This is a genomic window from Veillonella parvula, from assembly GCF_048309325.1.
In the GTDB taxonomy this organism is placed as follows: domain Bacteria; phylum Bacillota; class Negativicutes; order Veillonellales; family Veillonellaceae; genus Veillonella; species Veillonella parvula_T.
In genome coordinates this window covers 177,642-199,888 of sequence record NZ_DBFBTX010000005.1, presented here as the reverse complement: position 1 = coordinate 199,888, position 22,247 = coordinate 177,642, and the positions used below count along the sequence as shown (strand labels likewise).

Genomic DNA, 22,247 nt, shown 5'->3' with positions numbered 1-22,247 from the left:
TATACAAATAAAAAATCCTCTATTTGTAAAGCATTTTAATCAATTAAATTATTAAAAAAGCATAAAAACTTGATACGAATCATAGGAATCATCATCTACAACGCAATGTACATGATGATTCCTATACGCCGTATATAGCAATATGTAATTACCGAAACTTTGATAACAATAGGCTGCAATGAAAACATTGCAGCCTATACTTATCGCTTATAGCATATTATTTTGCGTAATCCACAACGCGAGTTTCACGAATAATTACGACCTTAATTTGGCCTGGATATTCAAGTTCTGACTCGATGCGTTTTACGATATTCCGAACAAGTAATGTAGACTCAGCTTCATCAATCTTATCCGGTTTTACTACAACGCGAATCTCACGACCGGCTTGAATAGCAAAACATTTTTCAACGCCTTCGAAGGATTCAGCGATTTCTTCCAATTTAGATAAACGTTTTAAGTAGTTTTCTAATGTTTCTCGACGTGCTCCTGGACGGGCAGCGGAGATAGCATCAGCGGCAGCTACTAATACAGCTTCTACAGTTTGGAACTCTTCATCACCATGATGAGCACCAATACAGTTAATTACTGCTGCACTTTCACGATATTTACGAGCCACATCAACACCGATTTGAACATGAGAACCTTCAAGTTCACGGTCTAATGCTTTACCAATATCATGAATCAAACCACCTCGTTTAGCCAAAGTTACATCACAGCCTAGTTCAGCTGCCATTAAACCTGCTAAATGAGATACTTCAATGGAATGTTTCAATACGTTTTGACCATAACTAGTACGATATTTCAAACGGCCTAAAATCTTAACAATTTCAGGATGTAAGCCGTGAACATCAGCTTCAAATGTCGCTTGTTCACCAGCCTCTTTAATAGTTTGGTCCACCTCTTTACGAGCTTTACCAACCATTTCTTCAATACGAGCCGGATGGATACGACCATCTACAATCAATTTTTCCAGTGCAATACGAGCCACTTCACGACGAATTGGATCGAAGCCGGAAAGAATAACTGCTTCTGGCGTGTCATCGATAATCAAATCAATACCTGTTAATGTTTCGAGTGCACGAATGTTACGGCCTTCGCGACCAATAATGCGCCCCTTCATTTCATCATTAGGCAATGCCACTACGGATACGGTAGTTTCCGCTACATGGTCAGCTGCACAACGTTGGATGGCAGAGGAGATAATTTCTTTCGCTTTTTTCTCCGCTTCATCCTTAGCTTGCTGCTCCATTTCCTTAACCATAATCGCCGTTTCATGGCGAATTTCTTGTTCCACATTCGTTAACAAGATATTTTTTGCTTCTTCGAACGTCATGCCAGAAATACGTTCCAATTCTGCCATTTGTTTTTCATACAAAGCTTCTACCTTTTCACGGCTTTGGGCTAAGTCAGCTTCTTTGCGATGTAAAGCTTCCTCTTTGTGCTCAATATTGTCTAATTTTTTATCCAAAGATTCTTCTTTTTGAAGAATACGACGTTCCATACGTTGAAGTTCAGAACGACGATCTTTATTTTCTCGTTCCACATCAGAACGGAGCTTATGAATTTCTTCTTTCGCTTCTAATAAAGCTTCTTTCTTTTTAGACTCAGCTGTGCGTTCACCATTTGCAATGATGCGTGCAGCCTCTTGCTCAGCTTGATTCAGTTTTCCTTCAGCAATATTTTTTCTTAAAAAATAGCCTACCCCTAGTCCAATCAGTACCATTACCACTGCAATTAGACTATACTCTAAAATTTCTTTCACCTCCTTTTAAGTTCTCAAAATTGAGCTTTCATGCTCCTTTTTATGCCCTTTATGCATTAAATTATCAATTAGCCATATCATCATATAAATAAATAAGGCTATTATTAATTTTAGACTTGAAAGCCCTTTCTGTCAAGATTTTACAAGCCTATCAAGGCCTCTTAAAAAGCATAATTTAGTCATAAAAATCATTGCATACAATTTGAATTGTGCTTGTTGAGAAACCTCTGTATTTGAGAAAATTAAATACCTTTACCCGAGGAGTCCGTTCTTCATTAAGAATAGAACCAAATTTTTTCTCTACCACCCGATAAGCAGCTTTTACCTCATCATAAGCAGAAATTTCTTGAGGAATCGCAAGTCCTCGAAGTTTCATTTTTTGCTTAATCATATAAGCACCGTATTTCTGTTCTTTCATCAAATAGGCTAATACCTGCTCAGATAAACGTTCATCATTAATGTAATCATAATCTCTAAGGCGCTCAAGGACCCTCTCAATGATAGGGTCCTCGAATTGTTTACGTCTCATTTTTTGCGTCAGCTCATAAGAACTAAGGAAGCGCTGAGCTAGGAAGCGATACGCTTGATCCATAGCAGCTTGCATCGTTTCGTCACTCATGATTATACTTCTTCAGTTACTTCTTCACCAATTACATCGATTTCTTCAGTGCCAACAGCCAATGTATCACGAATAATGCGATCGATTTCATCAGCTATTTGTGGATTCTCTAACAAGTATTGTTTAGCCGCTTCCTTACCTTGCCCCATACGTTCCCCATTATAGGAGTACCAAGCACCAGATTTATTAATAATTTCCATATTTGTACCAATATCAATAAGTGTGCCAGTTTTAGAGATACCTTCACCGTACATCAAATCGAACTCAGCTGTTTTAAATGGAGGTGCTACTTTATTTTTAACAACCTTAACTTTAGTACGGGCACCTACGTTTTCGTTGTTAGCCTTAATCAATTCACCCTTACGAACATCGAGGCGTACAGAGGAATAGAATTTCAATGCACGACCACCAGTTGTTGTTTCAGGGTTACCAAACATAACACCTACTTTTTCACGCAATTGGTTGATAAAGATGACAACAGTTTTGGATTTACTGATGATACCAGTCAATTTGCGCAAAGCTTTACTCATCAAACGAGCTTGTAAGCCTACGTGAGCGTCACCCATTTCGCCATCGATTTCCGCTTTAGGAACCAACGCCGCTACGGAGTCAACTACAACAATATCTACTGCACCACTGCGAACAAGAGCTTCTGTAATTTCTAGAGCTTGTTCTCCATTATCTGGTTGAGAAATCAACAAATTATTGATGTCTACCCCCAAGTTGCGAGCATATACAGGATCCATCGCATGTTCCGCATCAATAAATGCTGCAATACCACCTTGTTTTTGAGCTTCTGCTACAGCGTGAAGAGCCACTGTTGTTTTACCAGAAGATTCTGGACCGTAGATTTCAATTACACGGCCACGAGGGAAACCACCTACACCAACAGCAATATCGATAGCAAGAGAACCAGAGGAAATCACCTCTACATTCATGCGATCTGCCGCTTCACCAAGACGCATAATAGCACCTTTACCAAAATCTTTTTCAATTTGTTTTAACGCGTTATCCAACGCTGCTTGTCTGCCATCTACAGCCATTATTTTATTTCTCCTTTTCTGTTATATAAGTATAAACATAGTATAGTGCTAGCTCTGCCGCACTTTGTCTAATATCTTCTCGATTGCCAATTAAATTAGCTTTATGGGCCACTGTGCCATGTGGACCAGTAACACCAAACCACACTAGTCCAACGGGCTTTTCTTGAGTTCCTCCACCAGGACCGGCTATCCCCGTTGTAGAAACAGCATATGTTGTTTGGCCAACAGTTCGTGCCCCCTCTGCCATAGCCTTAGCCACTTGTTCACTAACAGCGCCATATGTATCTAACATATCTTGTGGTACACCTAAAACACGATGTTTCACATCATTACTATACGAAATGACACCACCCATATAGTACTCACTACTGCCACTGACATTAGTCAGTAATTTACCAACCAATCCTGATGTACATGATTCAGCAGTACTAATAGTACTATGTTCCTCTAACAAGGTTCGACCTAATGTTTCCTCCATAGAAATTGTTAAGTTGCGCCCTATGCGAGAGCCTAAGCGTTCTCGTATGATTGCATCCCAAGGATTAAGCAGGTCTTGTGCCGCTTCTAATGTTTCAGCCTTAGCAGTGATGCGAACCTCAATGTAGCCCTTTTTAATGAGCAAAGCTATGGTCGGATTAGATTGCTTCTTAATTAGATCCATCAAGGTGCTTTCTAAATCAATTTCACGAATATCATATACGCCATAACGATAGGATGTAACAACACCTTGAGAACCAAATCGGCCATTTAAATAAGGAACTACGCTCTCTTGGAACATGCCCTTCATTTCTCCAGGAGGTCCAGGTAAAAGTATGTACGTAGTGTCGCCATCTTCAACGACTACACCTGGAGCAACTCCAACAGGGTTATATAATACCTTTGCCCCTTCTGGTAATTGTGCTTCTCGCCGACTCGCATCGGGTATAGTACGGTTTACACTTTTAAAAAACCTTTCAAGCTCGTTCATGGCCTCTTGATTAAACACAATAGGTCTGCCAATTGAATCGGCAAGTACATTACGTGTAATGTCGCCCTGCGTTGGTCCTAGCCCACCAGTACTAATAACGATATCAGCCCTCGTACTAGCGAGCTGAAAAACTTCAGCCATTCGTTTCGGATTATCACCTACCACCGATTGATGGGCAATGGTATATCCTAGTTTATTCAACTCTTGTGCTAGCCATGATACATTCGTATTTACTGTATCACCTAGCAATAATTCTGAACCTGTAGAAATAAGTTCTACAATCATCAGATCACCTCCACAATCGAATGTATCGAACTGTGCATTATTCTACAACTGTAGCTACTACATCATAAGCAAAGCCTTGCTCTACTTGTACCTTAAGAATATCACTAGGTTGAATGTCTTCACCGCAGTCTTCAATGTACATATTACCATCTACATCAGGTGCTTGAGATTTCAATCGACCTTTTGCAAGCAAGGTGTTATTCTCGCCTTCTTCGATTTCCTCTACCATAGCATAATCAATGGTACCTTCTAAATTGCGATTGTTCTCTTCAGAGATAGCAGCTTGGATGGACATAAGAACGTGATAACGCTCTTCTTTGACCTCTTCTGGTATTTGGTCTTCACGAGCACCAGCTGGTGTACCATCTTCTTGAGAATACGTAAATACGCCCATATTATCGAATTTGATTTCTTTTACAAAGTCACAAAGTTCCTCAAATTGTTCATCTGTTTCACCAGGAAATCCAACGATGATAGAAGTGCGCAATGTAATATGAGTCGGTGCATTTCTAATCTTCTTAAGCAAGCGCTCAATATCATTGCGATCGTCTCGGCGATTCATTTGTTTCAAAATATCGTTATTAACATGTTGCAATGGAATATCTACATATTTACAAAGCTTTGGCTCATTAACGATAATATCTAACAATTCATCAGAGAAAAATGTCGGATATAGGTATAGCATGCGAATCCATTCTATGCCTTCTACAGTTGTTAATTCTTTTAACAATGTCGTCAACAATGGTTTACCATCATTAAGGTCGATACCATAACTCGTTGTATCTTGAGCGATAAGGACAACTTCCTTAACCCCGGTCGCAGCCAATCGTTCCACTTCAGCCTTGATAGACTCGATAGTACGACTACGGAATGCACCGCGTACCTTTGGGATAATACAGAATGTACACCCGTTATTACAGCCTTCTGCAATTTTTACATATGCACTATAACGAGGTGTTGTTTGAATACGAGGCATGCGCTCATCGTAGATATTCGTAATATTTTCCATGATACAACTGCGATTGCCGTGCTCAATAGCATCAACGGCTACCATAACTTGATCCCATGCACCGGTACCGATTAATGCATCAATTTCAGGAATTTCTTGGAATAATTCATCCTGATATTGTTGACTAAGACAACCTGCTACGATAAGGCCCTTACAAGCACCATCCTCCTTATATTGGGCAACCTCAAGGATGGTATTTATAGACTCAGCCTTAGCTTTTTCAATAAAAGTACAGGTATTTACAACGATAAGATCTGCTTCGCTTAAGTCTTCTGTAATCGAATAGCCATTATCTCTCAATAAGCCTAACATTACCTCTGTATCTACTAAATTTTTAGCACAACCTAGGCTAACATATCCTAATTTTTTCCCCATTACATATCCTTTCGTCACTAGATTCTTTTTATTTATTTCTTGGATTTATACAACTGACTTAGTCCTTACGGAATCGTACCTGGCTAACCCAATGATTTAACAATAACTTTTTACCCTCTAGGGTATAACCACCATTCACAGGCCATAACACTAAATCATGCCCCATAGAATCTTTTGGCTCATCCATCTCAGGATTAGTAAATATATAGGTAAAATTCTTTTCTACCATATATTTTGCCGTTTTAGAAGATAGTAACCAATTAATAAACTCTACACTATCTGCTTTATGTTTTGAATTTTTTAAAACGGCAGCACCAGTCACATAATAAGACGTACCATCTTTAGGATAAATGACCTTAATGGGATACCCATGATGACTATATTGTGCCGCATCAGACAAGTTACCAATACCAATATTTGTCTCCCCTAGCGCAGTTAGTCGTATTGGAGTAGACAAAAATTTAGCATGTTGAACCACATGGGGCTTCAAACTATATAAGTATTCAAGAGCCTCTGGTTCCCCTTTATACTCTACCATATTATATAGCAAATTGGCCGCATTCTGAGATGCTACAAAATCGGTCATAACGATAGACCAATCACCTTGTTTTCCCAATGTATCCCATGTAGTAATATATTTACCAATGCCATTATGGAAGGTATCATTCTGAACAAATACGATGGGATCGTACCAAATACCAACCCAATAGCCATTTGGATCCTTTAGATTATCACGTACCTCGTCAATACGTTCATTGACGATGGGCATATATTTACCTGCATTGGCGCCAATTACGAGATTATCTTCAGAAGTTAGCACCAAATCACCAGAAGTATCAGCCACTGTAGAAGCCGACCGTTGCGACATTTGTTCCTCTGTAAGAGGCATTACAGTGACTTTTACCTTTTGTTCCTCTTCATAACGCTCAGCAAGCATAGCTGTCAAAGTATTAGGTAAGTCCGTATAGACTATAATTTCACCACGAATAGGCTCTTTGGCCTGTTCTATTTGTTCTTGTTGGTAAAAGTTTATGCCATAGATCAACATTCCTACCACAAATAATGCTAAGATGCTCGGAGCAATCCATCGTTTCATATATGCCTCCCATAAGACATAAAGTATCTTAAAATGAGAGTAGCTAAAGCTACTCCCTACATGTAACGACCACCAAAACTTTTATTAGATGTACGAACTTTAGTCACATCTCTACTACGCCTTTTTCCAGTCTGGCATCGATTCCTAGATTCGCAACCTCGTTTGCCATTACGAGATTTACTAGATTGGCTAATACGCTTAGAATTTCCACCAATTGGTCGGGGTGGAATTAAACATTCTGGGCCAAAGCCAATTAAATCACGTCGATTAGCTTCTATGAGAGCCTCTTTAACAAGGTCATAGTTTTCAATATTTTTAAACTGCATCAATGCGCGCTGTTTTGCTTTATCTCGACCCTTTTTAGCAACATATACAGGTTTTCCATCTAGTGGATTAATGCCCGTATAATACATACAAGTAGAAAGGCTACCCGGCGTAGGAATAAAATCCTGTACTTGCTCTGGGTACATATGGTGATCTCGTAAAAATTCCGCTAATTCAATAGCATCCTCTAAGGCACAACCGGGATGAGAGCTCATAAAGTACGGAACTAAGTATTGTTTCTTACCAAGCTTTTTATTTGCCTCTTCAAACCAAGACTTAAAGGTTAGGAATTCTTCTTTACCAGCTTTTCCCATCATATTGGTAACCCGTTTAGATACATGTTCTGGAGCTACCTTTAGCTGCCCACTTACGTGAAATTCGCAAAGTTCCCGCACAAAATCTTTATTGTTATCGGCTAGTACATAGTCATAACGCAAACCAGAACGAACAAATACCTTTTTTACACCTTTTAGTTTACGTAATTTACGCAGTAAAGCAATATAGTCATCATGATTTGTATTCAAGTTTTCACAAGGCTCTGGAGCCGCACAAGTACGACCTTTACACGCACCATAGACAGCTTGTTTATCGCAAGCTAGATGGCGGAAGTTTGCCGTAGGGCCCCCTACATCATGAATATACCCTTTAAAGTTGTCCATCTTGATCATCATGTGAGCTTCTTCAATCAAAGACTCATGACTACGATTCTGAATGATACGCCCTTGGTGATTAGTAATAGCACAGAAAGAACAACTGCCAAAGCAACCTCGTTGGCTCACAAGGCTAAATTGAACTTCGCTTAATGCTGGCACACCACCCTTATCATCGTATTTAGGATGCCACTTTCGAGTATATGGCAAGTTATAGACACCGTCCATTTCCTCCTGTGTCAATGGCAACGCAGGCGTGTTCTGAATGAGATATCTATCACCATGCTTTTGGACTACAATACGTCCATAGAACGGATCTTGTTCATCGTATTGAATGCGGAATGCATCGGCAAAATCCATCTTATCCGCCTTAATAGCTTCATACGATGGGCACTCTACATAGTCAATGGTTGGAATTTCCTTTGCCATGTAGCAAATGCCACGTATAGATGGCAAAGACTCTTTAAATCGACCTTGATCTAAGGCATCAGCTAGTTCAACGATTTGAAGTTCTCCCATGCCATAGACGAGTACATCGGCCTTAGAATCTACTAAGATGGATCGACGCACCGTATCTGACCAATAGTCATAATGACCAAAGCGACGCAAAGACGCTTCTATACCACCAATGATAAGAGGTACATCACTGTAAGCCTCCTTCATACGGTTAGCATATACCAAGGTAGCACGATCTGGACGATGACCTGACTCACCACCTGGAGAATAATCATCTTGACGGCGAACTTTCTTTGCTGCCGTAAATTTATTAAGCATTGAATCTAAATTCCCTGCCGTAACAAGGGATGCTAGACGTGGTTTACCTAGTTTTTTGAAAGCCTCTACATCATTCCAATCTGGTTGATCTATAATGCCTACACGATAACCTTTGGATTCCAAGTATCTACCGATAACTGCAGGCGCAAAGGATGGATGGTCCACATAAGCGTCCCCACTGATGAGAACGAAATCTAATTCAGCCCAACCACGTTCCTTCATATCCGAAGGTTCTGTTACTAAAAATCTATCCATTGATTGTGTAAATGCCTTTCTATCATGCCTAATCAGATACTAGAACAGGAATAACCATAGTAAAAATAATGCCATGCAAACTAAAATAATCCCTAAAATAATGCGTTCTTGTACAATAGAGCGTTGACGTTTTCGTTGACGCGTTTCTAAGGACATACGCTTTTTAGATGTTTGGTATTCAACAAACTCACTTTGTACCAAATTAGGAGTTGCTTGAGCCTTCCGTCTTGTAACAGAACGTAAAGAAAAGGTATCTATGTCTCCTACTTGGCCCTGATATACTTTCACCAAGCGATCTCCATCAAGATCTAAGTAGTTACCATAGTTTCGAATAAAACCTTTTACGTAGACTTGACCAGGAATGATATCATAGTTGCCATCTTCGATAGCCTCTAAATAGGTTGTTTTAATGTGCAGCACTTGCTCCACATCTTTAAAGGTTAGATTACGTCTTACCCGTTCACGTCGTAATTCTTCGCCTAATTCAGCCATTTTCGTTCCTTTCTAAATCTACGTAATATTCATATAGTAATTAGCTAATTATTGCTCATCATTGGAATCGGAGAAATATCTAGCCTTAGCTTGTTCAGGGCTCATTAAAATTTCTCGAGCCTTACTGCCCATGCTAGGGCCAACGATTTTGAGGTCTTCCATTGTATCTACAAGACGTGCCGCACGGGTGTAACCTATACGGAAACGACGTTGCAACATCGATACGGAAGCTTGACCAGATTCCATAACGAGATTGACAGCTCGCTCTAATAATTCATCGCGGTAAACATCATTAGCATCAGAAGATTCTTTTTCAGCTTCCTTTTCCACTTCTTGAGTTACCGTATTATCATATTCTGGTTCTCGTTGAGCTTTCACAAACTCTACAAGTTTTTCTACCTCATCATCAGAAATGAAGGCCCCTTGTACACGAATAGGTTTATTAGCACCAATCGGAGCAAATAACATATCCCCTTTACCCAATAATTTCTCTGCTCCTGCCATATCAAGAATGGTACGGGAGTCAATTTGAGAGCCTACAGCAAAGGAAATACGGCTTGGTACATTGGCCTTAATAGAACCGGTAATAACGTTAACAGATGGCCGCTGTGTAGCAAGAACCATGTGAATACCTGCGGCACGAGCCATTTGTGCTAAACGACTAATAGATTCTTCAATATCATCAGGAGCTGTCATCATAAGATCAGCTAACTCATCGATAATCAACACTATTAGCGGCATTGCAGCCTTAGGATGAGCCTCATTGTAGCTCTTGATATCACGTTTACCAGATGCAGCAAACGCCTTATAACGAGCCTCCATTTCACGAACGGCCCAACGCAATACAGCTGCTGCTTTTTTCATATCCGTTACAACTGGAGCCATCAAGTGCGGGATCCCATTGTAAATAGACAATTCAACCATTTTAGGGTCGATTAATAATAACTTAACCTCTTCCGGTTTACGACTAAAGAGAATACTAGAAATCAATGTATTTACACATACGGATTTACCAGATCCAGTCGTACCAGCTACGAGCAAGTGAGGCATCTTAGCAAGATCCGTAATAACAGGTTTACCTGCAATATCCTTACCAAGACCGACAGGAATACCACCACGAGCATCTTTAAAGTCACTACAATCAAGTACATCACGTAAATGAACGGCTTCTGTCGTTTTATTAGGCACCTCAATACCGATGGCAGATTTACCTGGAATTGGAGCCTCCATACGAATATGTTGTGCTGCTAAATTGAGGGCAATATCGTCTGTTAAGTTAACGATACGACTCACTTTTACGCCTGGTGCAGGTTCAATTTCATAACGTGTAACAGTTGGACCTTGTGTAGCATTAACAACCTTAGCAGTAATACCAAAGTCACTCAATACATGTTCAAGCATCATCGCATTTTGCGCTACTTCTTCACCATTGTTTTGACTCCCCTTCCCTTTCGCTAAAATATCTAGGCTTGGGAAGTGGTAAGGTCTATCATAGGAACGATGAATTTGGCCATCTTTAGATACAGCTACTTGCGCCGTATCTTCAGTAGTACTAATAATAGACGGTACGTGTAAACCCATACCTGCCATGCCGGCCCCAGCACTTACGGAGCTTGCAGCCGCACCCGTTCCTGGCACAGTAGAAGCGATAGCACCGTGATTAGTTTCTAATGGCCCCATCGTTGTATTTTGATACGAGAATTCTGTTTCTTCGTCATCAGAGTTTGCTGCAGTTCCAAACTCATCTGAATACTCTTCATCTGGGGTATATGCATAGTCCTCATCTGGAACATATACATAATCATCACTCGTAGCTCTATGCGTATCAGAGAATTGTTCAAAATCATCAGCTTCATAAGACTTCACATCACCAAATGCTTCAGAAATATTAGCCAATTGCTCAGCCGCACGATTACGTGCTTCTATCTCAGCTAATTCCTTCCAAGATGTAGGAGGTTTTGGCGCCTCCACAGTAGTAACTGTATCTTCAAGATTTTCAACTTCTACATCTGTAGAAGAGTCAAACAGATCTCTTCCATTAGCAATACCTTGTTTTTCCAATGCATCTAATGCTTGATCTGCTGCATCAGCAAAGCGTGTGTCTTTTTCCCTGTTATAAGCTTTACGCTGTTCTGCCGCTTCTTTACGCTGTTCATTCCAATCTTCAAAGACTTCTTTTGCAACAGCGACCTTTTCAGCAGCTACCTCTTTTGCAACATCAAGGCCAACCTGTGTTTTGTCCGCAGCCTTCTGTAATCCACTACGCAAAGACAAACGTGTCACAAGTAATCCAAAAGCTATGAGTAAGAATACATCAAGAATAATAGCCCCTAGGTTGCCTAATAGTGTGCGAAGGAATGTAGCAATTGCGCCACCTACGAAACCACCTTGATTAGCTAGTTGTGTAGTGATGAGTTCCTGCCCCTCAGGAACGCGCCACAAGGGAACAAGAGCTAACAAAAATAGGAAAAACAAGGTCATTACAACGCCTCGTTTTGTAATGGAAATAAATGTATCCTTATATAATAATCTCCAACCTAACCAGAAAACGCATAAACAAGGAATAATACCCCCTAGGCCAAAGCCATAACGGAATATACCTGTTAAAATCTGTCCTACAAGGCCGAGTTCAAAGCCAAAAAAGCCCAGAAAGGAAATCACAGCAAAGGCAATGACAATAAGACCTTTAACTTCGCTGCGCAAAGAAAAACTTTGAGACTTTGATTGCTGTTTTGTACTTGTTCGCTTACGGCGTGTGTTGCGTTTTTTGGTGGAAGTATTTTCTTCTGCCATAAATCTATACAAACCCCTTACTTATATAACATTACAGTAAATTAACTTATCATTATATTATAGCATATATCGTAATATTAAGTTAATTTTTACGACGTTTCTCCCAGTCGTGAAGTAACTGTTCCTCATTCCCTCTCTTTATGCCCTTATAGTAGGTTGCATCGACTAGAGGCGTTGGTAAATACTGCTGTTTTACATACCCATTAGGATAGTTATGTGCATACTTATAAGCTTTTCCATGGCCTAGTTTACTAGCTCCGCTATAATGACTGTCTTTCAAATGATCAGGTACTTGTCCACAATCCTTATGTCGCACATCAGATATCGCGGCATCAATAGCTACATAAGCAGAATTACTTTTAGGTGCGAGAGCAACATAACACGCAGCCTCAGATAATATAATACGCGCCTCTGGAAAACCTACCATATGAGCCGCTTGAGCCGCTGCATTGGCAAGTATAAGAGCTTGTGGATCCGCAAGACCAACATCCTCTGCTGCACAAATAACAATACGACGAGCAATGAAATTAGGATCCTCTCCAGCTTCAATCATACGCGCTAAATAATGTACCGTTGCTTGCACATCGGATCCACGCATACTTTTAATAAAAGCTGAAATTGTATCGTAATGACTATCGCCTTTTTTATCATATGTATATATGCGACGACCTACGACCTTTTCAAGAACCTCAATAGTAATCGTCCCCTCATCGGGAACCATAGCTGCTGCTTGTTCAAGAATATTAAGGGCCATACATCCATCACCATTGACGAAAATCCCCACATCTTCCAGAACTTCATCCGTTACCTGTAGATGGCGTTTGCCTAATCCCACTTCTTCATCGGTAATGGCGCGACGTAAAATTTGACCAATAGCCTTTGGTGTAAGTGCTTCTAATGTAATAAGACGCAAACGAGATAATAACGGTCTATTAACCTCAAAGAATGGATTCTCTGTAGTAGCACCAATAAGGATAATAGTGCCATCCTCTACACAGGGTAACAACACATCTTGTTGGCTTTTATTAAAACGATGAATTTCATCAAGGAATAGAATTGTGCGTTGTTGTAAAGAGCGAACTCGTTTACGCGCATCTTCAATGATGGTCCGCAACTCACCAATACCGGCGTTAGTAGCATTCAGGTTTACAAAATGACTATTACTCACCTTAGCTATGATTCCGGCTAATGTAGTCTTACCCGTTCCACAAGGACCATAAAAAAGCATAGATGGTATTGTATCCTTCTCTACCATAGCACGCAAGAAAGTCCCCTTCCCTATGGCCTTCTCTTGACCATATAAATGATCCAGTTTAGTAGGACGCATTCGTACAGGAAGTGGCTCGTATGTATTTGTAGGTGTCATATCAAATAAACTATCCATTCTATCACCTCAATTCGCACCCAGTTTAACTATCGTATTTTAATATCTATAACTATTCAATCAAAAAAACAATTACTTCCCCGTCATAAAAGCCTAATAACATCAGTAACTCGGTAACACTGATAATATTGGCAAGACATTTATAACGTTTATGACATTTAAGACTCTTAAGATTTTAAAAAGTTTAAATTCTTACCAAAGATATATTTATAGTATATGATATTTCAGTCTATTTTTACACGCAAAAAAGCCCCACCATGCCGTAATGTACCGCGTTTTGATCCTGCAAGGGCAGGTGGGTGTCCTCCTCATCCTGCAGTTGTCCCGTAAGGGCGTAACGTTCAGACGAGAGTTCAGACTCCCAAAGTAAATGTGTTGGCTCAAAACTGCGATATCACACGCACATGGCAGGGATATCTTATACTTAAATAGTATCAGAAAGATTAGCAATTAACAAGTCTTGACATTTCGATTTTAATCAATTCTTGCCTATGTTTTTACACTAAAGATTGCTCTTGTTCTTCTTCTACATCTGGTTTAATATGCAACTCTTTTAATTGCTTTGGTTCTACTTCAGATGGAGCTTGGCTCATGATATCAGAAGCAGATTGAGTTTTAGGGAATGCGATTACGTCGCGGATAGATTGACGTTTTGCCATCAACATAACAAGACGATCTAAACCAAATGCACAGCCTGCATGAGGAGGTGCACCATATTGGAATGCATCAAGCATAAAGCCGAATTTAGATCGTGCTTCTTCAATGGACAAACCAATTGCTTTGAATACTTTTTCTTGTACGTCAGCTTGGTAGATACGCAAGGAACCGCCACCGATTTCTACGCCATTCAATACCATGTCGTAAGCAATCGCTTTTACGCTGCCAGGATCGGATTCCAATTTATCAAGATCCGCATGGCGTGGCATTGTGAACGGATGGTGCATTGCCACATAACGTTTTTCGTCTTCATTATATTCGAACATAGGGAAATCAGTTACCCATGTGAATGCCAATTTATCTGGATCAATCATGTTCATGCGGCGTGCCATTTCAAGGCGCAATTCGCCTAATGCACGTGCCACAGTTGCAGGTTTATCAGCAATCATCAATACGAGGTCGCCACCTTTAGCGCCCATTTTTTCACCGATATTGCGAATTGTGTCTTCACCTAAGAACTTCATGATTTGAGACTTGATGGAACCATCCTCGTTGAAGCAAGCCCATGCAAGGCCTTTAGCGCCGTAACGATTTACATATTCAACAAGGTCGTCAAGTTCACGGCGAGGAATGCCAGCATCACCAGGTACAACGATACCTTTAACTACACCACCATTGTCGATAACAGAACGGAATACTTTGAATTCTGTATCTTTTACAAGATCAGTTACATCAGTAAAGGCCATATCAAAACGAAGATCTGGTTTATCAGAGCCGTATTTATCCATTGCTTCGTCCCATGTAATACGAGGCATAGGCAAAGAAATTTCTTTACCTAATGCAGTTTTAAATACATGAGCGATCATCTCTTCAAGCAATGCATAAATATCTTCTTCATCTACGAAGGACATTTCTAAGTCAAGTTGAGTGAACTCAGGTTGACGGTCTGCGCGCAAATCTTCATCGCGGAAGCAACGAACGATTTGGAAATATTTTTCATAACCAGCAACCATCAAGATTTGTTTGAAAATTTGTGGAGATTGTGGCAACGCATAGAATGTACCAGCATTTACACGGGAAGGCACTAGATAGTCACGAGCACCTTCTGGTGTAGATTTAGTAAGCATTGGAGTTTCAATTTCCAAGAAATCGCGGCTATCGAAGAAGTCGCGCATTGCTTTTGTTACCTTGTGACGCAAAATCAAGTTGCGTTGCATTTCAGGGCGGCGCAAGTCAAGGTAACGATATTTCAAACGAATATTTTCATCTACATCGATATCATCTTGAATATAGAAAGGAGGAGTTTTAGCGGAATTCAATACGCGCAACTCTTCACAGAACATTTCGTATGCACCTGTAGGAAGGTTTGGATTAATAGCAGCCTCATCACGTTTTGTAATCTTACCACGTACGCAAAGAACATATTCATTACGAACATCCTCCGCTTTGTGGAAAGATTCTACGTTATGATCCGGGGATGCCACTACTTGTACTACACCAGAACGATCGCGTAAATCCAAGAAAATCAAACCACCATGGTCACGACGGCGTTCAACCCAACCACATAATACGACCTCTTTACCTACCTCTTGTTCAGAGATGGTGCCACAACCGTGCGTACGGTGTAAGCCTTGCATTGTTTCCATTCTAATTGTCATCCTTTCACCAAAGAAGTTATACGTTCAGCCACTGTATCAAGAGATACAGTCTCTTGTTCACTAGTATCCATGAATCGAATTATGGCTTCTTTACGAGCCAATTCATCATCACCCAATATAATAACATATTTCGCATTAATTTTGTTAGCGTATTTTAATTGTGCCTTCATACTCTTGCCCTGCCCGTCCATTTCAACGGTAATATATTCATCATGTAAGGCTTGGCAAATTTTGAAAGCCTCTACCTTAGCCCCATCACCAAGAGCGACTACGAATACAGATGGTTCTACAGTTGGCTCAGGCAATAAGTTTTGTTTTTCAAGAGCTAATAGTAAACGCTCCATGCCCATAGCAAAACCGATAGCTGGAGTATGAGGTCCATCGAGTTCTTCTACGAGACCATCGTAACGGCCACCACCGGCTACAGCACTTTGAGCACCTAAAGGAGTATATTGTACCTCAAAGGCTGTCTTTGTATAGTAATCAAGGCCACGTACGAGACGAGGATTTAAAGTATATTGCACATTAGCTGCAGTTAAATAGGTTTTCAATTCTTCAAAATGATCATGACACTCTTCACATAAATGTTCGTGAATTTCAGGAGCACCTACGGACAAGGATTTACATGTTTCATTTTTACAATCCAGTATACGCAAAGGATTTTTGTACAACCGTTCTTGACAATCGCTACATAATTGTTCCTTTTTTGGTTCAAAGAAGGCGATTAATTTTTCGCGGTATACAGGGCGACATGTTGGACAACCTACGGAGTTCACCTCTACATTGAGATCTTTAAGACCAAAATCTTTTAACAATTGTACAACCATGCAGATAACTTCACTATCTACCACTGGAGATTGCGAACCTAGTACCTCTGCACCAAATTGGTGGAATTGACGATAACGACCCGCTTGCGGTTTATCATGACGGAACATAGGGCCCATGTAATACCATTTTGTGAGACCTTCTTTACCATATACTTTATTTTCTAAGTATGCGCGCACAGCAGACGCCGTATTTTCAGGGCGTAAGGTAAAGCTAGAACCACCGTCATCACCGGTGGTAAAGGTGTACATCTCTTTTTGTACTACATCTGTAGTCTCACCGATACCGCGTAAGAATAATTTAGTTTCTTCAAAGGCAGGTGTGCGAATTTCATTGAACCCATATACTTTACAAATTTCGCGCATACGTTGTTCAATATAATGCCAATGTATCATCTGTTCTGGCAAAAAGTCTTGTGTACCTCTTGGTTTTCTTATAGCCATTACACAACCTCCCAAAATCTTTCACAAATTCTATGTCGTTTCTCTAAAAGTGCATCTATCGTTTCGTGATAAACATCTACGTCTTTTGGCATATGCTGTTTAAGTTGACGGTATTCAGGGGCTCGCATCCACTTAGACGAGCTGCCAGGCCCCATAGATAGAATACTCTGCCGTTCTTCCATGATCTGAATATTATATTCACACGCTTTGCCAGGCAAGGTATAGCCAATATTCTCTAACTGCCCTCTCATATATTGTTGGCGATATAAATAATATGGCACATAACCAGCTGCTTCAAGACGCTCTTTACCATATTGTACCATTTCCGCCACAAGATGTTCTTCAGGAATATCATCTTCCATATGTAAATCGTACAACGGGCTACCACGTTTTAATGCTAACGTATGAATTGTAACATTTTCCGGCAGATTTTGACATACATAATCCATATTCTCTATCATGTTTAACATCGTTTGATTAGGCAAGCCTGCAATAAAATCCATATTTACGGCTAATGATGTATTGTTTTTTACATATTGTAAAAGTTCATCAATATCCCGTACACTATGGCCGCGTCCAATACGACGCAAAATATCATCTTGCATTGTTTGCGGGTTAATGCTAATACGATTCACACCTAGCGCAAGCATGGAACGTAGCTTTGTAGGATTAACAGAATCAGGTCGTCCTGCCTCTACAGTAAATTCATGACCTTCTGGTACGAGTAGAGACAACTGTTTTAGAACCTGGTGAAAGTCTTCATCCTTTAGCACTGTCGGAGTACCACCGCCCATATAGAGGGTATTTACGGTTAAATTATAAGATTGGACAATAGCTTTCATATCTTCTATATCACGGGTTAAAGCCTTTAGGAATTGACTTTTACCAGCATAATCCTGATAGAGACCATATGGAAACGAGCAATATACACAACGCGTGTCACAGAAAGGAATACCACAATAGAGACTCACCTTTTTATCATCTGTATCAGATAGAAATGGACGTTGATACTCGCCAATGTCCCCCAAAGTAGCAAGCTTTTCCATAGACACAGAAAACTCGTCCCGAATGTGACGAGTTGCTGCGTGGACAGAGCCATATGTATCTATATATTTATGTAGTAGCTTTGTAGGGCGCACACCTACCATAGTTCCCCACGGAGCCTCAGCAGGTAAGCCTTGATATTCACGCAAATAGCGCAACAAGGCTTGTCCAATTTGGCGACGCCCCATAGAGGAAACAGGGCCTTCAAAAATCTGAACCGAATCACCAATGGTAACAGTTAATGTGTAGAGCCCTTCCACTTCATGTGCTTCAAGGATAACCTCTGGATTTATCTTATCAGAAAAGAGTCCCGCCGCGCCACAGTTATGAGCTACTACGGAGCCAAGTGGTAATGGACCCGTATATAGATATCCATTAACCATGATGGGACATACGCTCAAGCTTTTCTAATTCTGCTTCAGTCATATGATTTTGGCAATCACTACAGTAACCATATACTTTCAATTGATGATCAATGGTACGGAAGTTTAATTTCTTAGCGATAATAGACTCCAATGTTTCAAGCATGTCGTCTTCAAACTCGGATACTTTACCACATTTTACGCAAATCAAATGATGATGGAAATGAGCGAACTCTTCGTCATTTAATTCATAGCGATTACGGCCATCACCAAAATCAAGACGTTTTAACAAATCAAGTTCTGTGAAGAGATCAAGAGTTCTGTAAATTGTTGCTAACCCGATATCAGGTGCTACTTCTTTTACAAGAACATATACATCTTCAGCACTCAAGTGATTTTCATCAGCATCAATGAATGCTTGTAAGATTGTTTGACGTTGAGTTGTCAATTTGTACTTTTTGTCTTTAATGCGTTCTTTTAATTTTTCTAATGTTGTGTTCATAATAAATTTCCCCTCGACTGTAAAAAATAATTCGTTTAAACCTACTGACCAACGAATGGGTTGTATTGTTTTTCATACCCTATATTTGTTTCCGGTCCATGACCAGGATAAACCATTGTATTATCAGGCAATCTATATAGCTGAGTCTTAATCGATGATATCAGGATCTCATAAGAACCATTTGGAAAATCTGTACGGCCTACGGAATCTCTGAATAGAGTATCCCCTACAAATACAAGACCTTCCATGTAATAACACACCCCTCCTGGCGTATGACCTGGTGTTTCAAGCACCTCAAGATCGATATCACCACATGTAATATGATCACCTTGTTTAACCTCGATGATTTCCGCTTTTACCTTAATTGGCGTTGGATTGCTATAAGCACTAAGATTAAGTTCAGGATCAGATAAATACGGTACATCGCCCTTATGAATATATACAGGCACATGATAGATGTTTACAATCTCTTGAATGCCACCAATATGATCTCCATGACCATGTGTCAGTACAATCGCCTTCGGCTTTAAGTCATGTTTTTTTAGCGCATCTAGTACTTCAGCTGTTGCAGGATCGATAATGAAAGCTTCACCTATCGCTTTATCACCGATAACATAGCAATTTGTTCCTAGTGGACCTAAAGGCATGCGCATAAGCACTAATTGTTGTTCGCTCATTAAGCCCCTCCTTTACTACGTTGAACAGTATACACTTCACGAATACGACGCAATTTAGTCATTACGAAATCTAGTTGCGAAATATCCCGGATATCAACCACCAAATTGATGCTTACATTTTTTGTATCTTCTTGAACCTTAGCATTGATGTTAGTAATGGTGATTTTCAATTCTGAAAGCACCGCCATAACTTCCATGAGAATACCAGCTCGATCATAAGCTTGAATATCAATGCCTACGTGGAAAGATTCGCCAGAAGAACCGTCCCAAGAGACTTCTATCATCCGCTCTAAGTCTTCAGCAGAATGGCCCATGCTAGGGCAATCACAGCGATGAATAGAAACGCCACGACCACGGGTTATGTAACCTATAATATCATCACCAGGTACAGGATTACAGCATTTTGCCATACGCACCATCACACCAGCTTCACCTTTTACGAGAACACCAGTGCCATTTTTAGTTTTCTTTTGTCCTTGAGATTTTAATTTCTCGATAATTTGCTCTGTGCTGCGCTTAGATTCCTCTACCTCTTTAGACTTTTTATAAAGTTCAATTAAACGCAAAAGAACAGTGCTTACAGGAATGCCGCCATAGCCACAGGCTGCAAACATTTCCTCTTCTGTACCGGCTTTAAGTTGTTTCGTTACATGTTGTAAACGGTTGTCTGCACATAATTCTTTCCAATTATGATTCAGTCGTTTCGCTTCTTTTTCAAGAGAGTCTAAACCTTTTTCAATATTTTCAGCTTTATTTTCGCGCTTGAACCAATTGCGAATTTTGCTCTTGCTTTCAGAAGAACCTACGATATTCAACCAGTCGAGGCTAGGACGACCTGTTTTGGATGTGATAATATCAACAATATCACCATTTTGCAAGGTATAATCCAGCGGTACAATTTTGCCGTTTACCTTAGCGCCTACACAATGATGACCTACATCGGTATGAACTCGATAGGCAAAGTCGAGCGGTACAGAGCCTATTGGCAACTTAACAACGTCGCCCTTTGGCGTAAATACAAATACCTCGCCAGAGAAAACGTCTAATTTCAGAGCATTAACGAGTTCCGTTGGATTACTCGTATCTTGCCATTCAAGAACCTGGCGCAGCCATGCAACCTTTTGGTCGAATTCTTTATCGCCGTTTTTATTTCCTTCTTTATATCGCCAATGAGCAGCCACACCGTATTCAGATACACGATGCATTTCCCATGTACGAATTTGAATCTCTACAGGCTGCCCCATCGTGCCGATAACGGTAGTATGCAAAGATTGATACATATTAGACTTCGGCATGGAAATATAATCCTTAAAGCGATATGGTAATGGTTTCCACAAGCTATGAGCAATGCCAAGTACTGCATAACAATCAGGAATGCTATCAACAATTACACGAACGGCAAGCAAATCATAAATTTGGGATAAATCACGATTGTCCTTTTTCATCTTCTTATAAATACTGTAGAAGTGTTTTGGACGACCTTTGATATCCGCCTTGATATGAGCTTCGCTTAAAGCCTTTGTAAGTTGACTCATCGTATCATTAACGATGTCTTCACGGACTTGGCGTTTTTGTTTCATTTGATCAACTAGATCATAGTATTTTTCCGGCTCTAAATAACGGAAGGATAAATCTTCCAACTCCCATTTCACATTGAAGATACCGAGACGATGTGCCAAAGGTGCAAAGATTTCTAGGGTTTCCTTCGCAATACGCTTTTGCTTATCACTACGCATATGCTTTAAGGTACGCATATTATGTAAGCGGTCCCCCAATTTAATAACTACGACACGTACGTCCTTCGCCATGGCTAAAATCATCTTTCGATAGTTTTCCATTTGGCGATCTTCTTTTGTTTCATACTGGAATTGGTTTAATTTTGTTACCCCATCAACAAGGAATGCTACTTCAGAGCCAAACATCTCCTCTAGGTCTTCCTTCGAGTAAGATGTATCTTCGACCACATCATGCATAAGAGCTGCCATGAGTGTAATATGGTCGATTTGTAAATGTGCCAAAATATCAGCTACAGCTAGAGGATGCATAATATATGGTTCACCGGAAGCTCTAAACTGACCTTCATGAGCCTTATCAGCAAGCTCAAAAGCTTTCAATACTTGGTCACACTCATCATCTGTTAAATAGGTATGGATATACTCCATAAAGTCAGCTAAGGCTTTACTTTTATCAAACGTACTTTGTTCCACCAAAGCTTTGCCTTCTTCATTTACAGTTGTCATGATGTCACCTC

At 40.2% G+C, this 22,247-nt stretch carries 16 protein-coding genes and 1 other RNA gene; all 17 read right to left on the bottom strand.

Features of this window, described 5'->3' with window-relative positions:
- Positions 1–217 precede the first annotated feature (217 nt).
- Complete coding sequence (gene rny / locus ACMKPP_RS05530) at positions 218–1,762, bottom strand: ribonuclease Y (protein ID WP_008601359.1); 1,545 nt, start codon at positions 1,760–1,762, stop codon at positions 218–220.
- 175 nt (positions 1,763–1,937) lie between these two features.
- On the bottom strand, positions 1,938–2,381 hold the full coding sequence (locus ACMKPP_RS05525; protein ID WP_418369394.1) for a regulatory protein RecX: 444 nt from the start codon (positions 2,379–2,381) through the stop codon (positions 1,938–1,940).
- A gap of 2 nt (positions 2,382–2,383) precedes the next feature.
- Positions 2,384–3,424, bottom strand: a complete 1,041-nt coding sequence (gene recA / locus ACMKPP_RS05520; RefSeq protein ID WP_004696404.1) for a recombinase RecA — start codon at positions 3,422–3,424, stop codon at positions 2,384–2,386.
- Between the two features lie 4 nt (positions 3,425–3,428).
- Positions 3,429–4,676, bottom strand: a complete 1,248-nt coding sequence (locus ACMKPP_RS05515) for a competence/damage-inducible protein A (RefSeq protein WP_314050843.1) — start codon at positions 4,674–4,676, stop codon at positions 3,429–3,431.
- Between the two features lie 37 nt (positions 4,677–4,713).
- Positions 4,714–6,060 (bottom strand): 30S ribosomal protein S12 methylthiotransferase RimO, encoded by a 1,347-nt coding sequence (rimO, locus tag ACMKPP_RS05510; RefSeq protein WP_418369393.1) that lies wholly within the window; start codon positions 6,058–6,060, stop codon positions 4,714–4,716.
- A 58-nt stretch (positions 6,061–6,118) separates the two neighbouring features.
- Positions 6,119–7,156, bottom strand: coding sequence for an ABC transporter substrate-binding protein (locus tag ACMKPP_RS05505; RefSeq protein WP_101928404.1), 1,038 nt, complete (start codon positions 7,154–7,156; stop codon positions 6,119–6,121).
- Between the two features lie 56 nt (positions 7,157–7,212).
- Positions 7,213–9,159 carry a YgiQ family radical SAM protein gene (locus ACMKPP_RS05500; protein WP_004698698.1) on the bottom strand — a complete coding sequence of 649 codons (1,947 nt, stop codon included), beginning with the start codon at positions 9,157–9,159 and terminating at the stop codon, positions 7,213–7,215.
- 39 nt (positions 9,160–9,198) lie between these two features.
- Positions 9,199–9,651: a helix-turn-helix domain-containing protein gene (locus ACMKPP_RS05495; protein WP_004698676.1), complete on the bottom strand. Its 453-nt coding sequence runs from the start codon at positions 9,649–9,651 to the stop codon at positions 9,199–9,201.
- A gap of 48 nt (positions 9,652–9,699) precedes the next feature.
- Positions 9,700–12,444, bottom strand: a complete 2,745-nt coding sequence (locus ACMKPP_RS05490) for an FtsK/SpoIIIE family DNA translocase (RefSeq protein ID WP_302146528.1) — start codon at positions 12,442–12,444, stop codon at positions 9,700–9,702.
- Positions 12,445–12,526: 82 nt separating this feature from the next.
- Positions 12,527–13,828, bottom strand: coding sequence for a replication-associated recombination protein A (locus ACMKPP_RS05485; RefSeq protein WP_418369392.1), 1,302 nt, complete (start codon positions 13,826–13,828; stop codon positions 12,527–12,529).
- Positions 13,829–14,073: 245 nt separating this feature from the next.
- Positions 14,074–14,245, bottom strand: a non-coding RNA gene (ssrS, locus tag ACMKPP_RS05480) — 6S RNA.
- Between the two features lie 80 nt (positions 14,246–14,325).
- Positions 14,326–16,131, bottom strand: a complete 1,806-nt coding sequence (gene aspS / locus ACMKPP_RS05475) for an aspartate--tRNA ligase (RefSeq protein ID WP_418369391.1) — start codon at positions 16,129–16,131, stop codon at positions 14,326–14,328.
- A gap of 8 nt (positions 16,132–16,139) precedes the next feature.
- On the bottom strand, positions 16,140–17,411 hold the full coding sequence (gene hisS / locus ACMKPP_RS05470; protein ID WP_316063781.1) for a histidine--tRNA ligase: 1,272 nt from the start codon (positions 17,409–17,411) through the stop codon (positions 16,140–16,142).
- Positions 17,411–18,838: a coproporphyrinogen dehydrogenase HemZ gene (gene hemZ, locus ACMKPP_RS05465; protein ID WP_004696418.1), complete on the bottom strand. Its 1,428-nt coding sequence runs from the start codon at positions 18,836–18,838 to the stop codon at positions 17,411–17,413. Before hemZ ends, hisS begins: the two co-directional genes overlap by 1 nt.
- Entirely contained in the window at positions 18,831–19,319 is a 489-nt protein-coding gene (locus ACMKPP_RS05460; RefSeq protein WP_004696420.1) for a Fur family transcriptional regulator, read from the bottom strand. Before ACMKPP_RS05460 ends, hemZ begins: the two co-directional genes overlap by 8 nt.
- A 41-nt stretch (positions 19,320–19,360) precedes the next feature.
- Positions 19,361–19,996: an MBL fold metallo-hydrolase gene (locus tag ACMKPP_RS05455; protein WP_004698527.1), complete on the bottom strand. Its 636-nt coding sequence runs from the start codon at positions 19,994–19,996 to the stop codon at positions 19,361–19,363.
- Positions 19,996–22,236: a RelA/SpoT family protein gene (locus ACMKPP_RS05450; protein WP_004698558.1), complete on the bottom strand. Its 2,241-nt coding sequence runs from the start codon at positions 22,234–22,236 to the stop codon at positions 19,996–19,998. Before ACMKPP_RS05450 ends, ACMKPP_RS05455 begins: the two co-directional genes overlap by 1 nt.
- Positions 22,237–22,247 lie beyond the last annotated feature (11 nt).

Excerpts from the sequence above, each read along its gene's own strand:
- hisS (WP_316063781.1), bottom strand. The coding sequence starts at position 17,411 with ATGGCTATAAGAAAACCAAGAGGTACACAAGACTTTTTGCCAGAACAG.
- ACMKPP_RS05460 (WP_004696420.1), bottom strand. The coding sequence starts at position 19,319 with ATGAACACAACATTAGAAAAATTAAAAGAACGCATTAAAGACAAAAAG.
- ACMKPP_RS05455 (WP_004698527.1), bottom strand. The coding sequence starts at position 19,996 with ATGAGCGAACAACAATTAGTGCTTATGCGCATGCCTTTAGGTCCACTA.
- aspS (WP_418369391.1), bottom strand. The coding sequence starts at position 16,131 with ATGGAAACAATGCAAGGCTTACACCGTACGCACGGTTGTGGCACCATC.
- recA (WP_004696404.1), bottom strand. The coding sequence starts at position 3,424 with ATGGCTGTAGATGGCAGACAAGCAGCGTTGGATAACGCGTTAAAACAA.
- ACMKPP_RS05505 (WP_101928404.1), bottom strand. The coding sequence starts at position 7,156 with ATGAAACGATGGATTGCTCCGAGCATCTTAGCATTATTTGTGGTAGGA.
- ACMKPP_RS05525 (WP_418369394.1), bottom strand. The coding sequence starts at position 2,381 with ATGAGTGACGAAACGATGCAAGCTGCTATGGATCAAGCGTATCGCTTC.
- ACMKPP_RS05495 (WP_004698676.1), bottom strand. The coding sequence starts at position 9,651 with ATGGCTGAATTAGGCGAAGAATTACGACGTGAACGGGTAAGACGTAAT.
- rimO (WP_418369393.1), bottom strand. The coding sequence starts at position 6,060 with ATGGGGAAAAAATTAGGATATGTTAGCCTAGGTTGTGCTAAAAATTTA.
- ACMKPP_RS05490 (WP_302146528.1), bottom strand. The coding sequence starts at position 12,444 with ATGGCAGAAGAAAATACTTCCACCAAAAAACGCAACACACGCCGTAAG.
- hemZ (WP_004696418.1), bottom strand. The coding sequence starts at position 18,838 with ATGGTTAATGGATATCTATATACGGGTCCATTACCACTTGGCTCCGTA.
- ACMKPP_RS05485 (WP_418369392.1), bottom strand. The coding sequence starts at position 13,828 with ATGGATAGTTTATTTGATATGACACCTACAAATACATACGAGCCACTT.
- ACMKPP_RS05500 (WP_004698698.1), bottom strand. The coding sequence starts at position 9,159 with ATGGATAGATTTTTAGTAACAGAACCTTCGGATATGAAGGAACGTGGT.
- ACMKPP_RS05515 (WP_314050843.1), bottom strand. The coding sequence starts at position 4,676 with ATGATTGTAGAACTTATTTCTACAGGTTCAGAATTATTGCTAGGTGAT.
- ACMKPP_RS05450 (WP_004698558.1), bottom strand. The coding sequence starts at position 22,236 with ATGACAACTGTAAATGAAGAAGGCAAAGCTTTGGTGGAACAAAGTACG.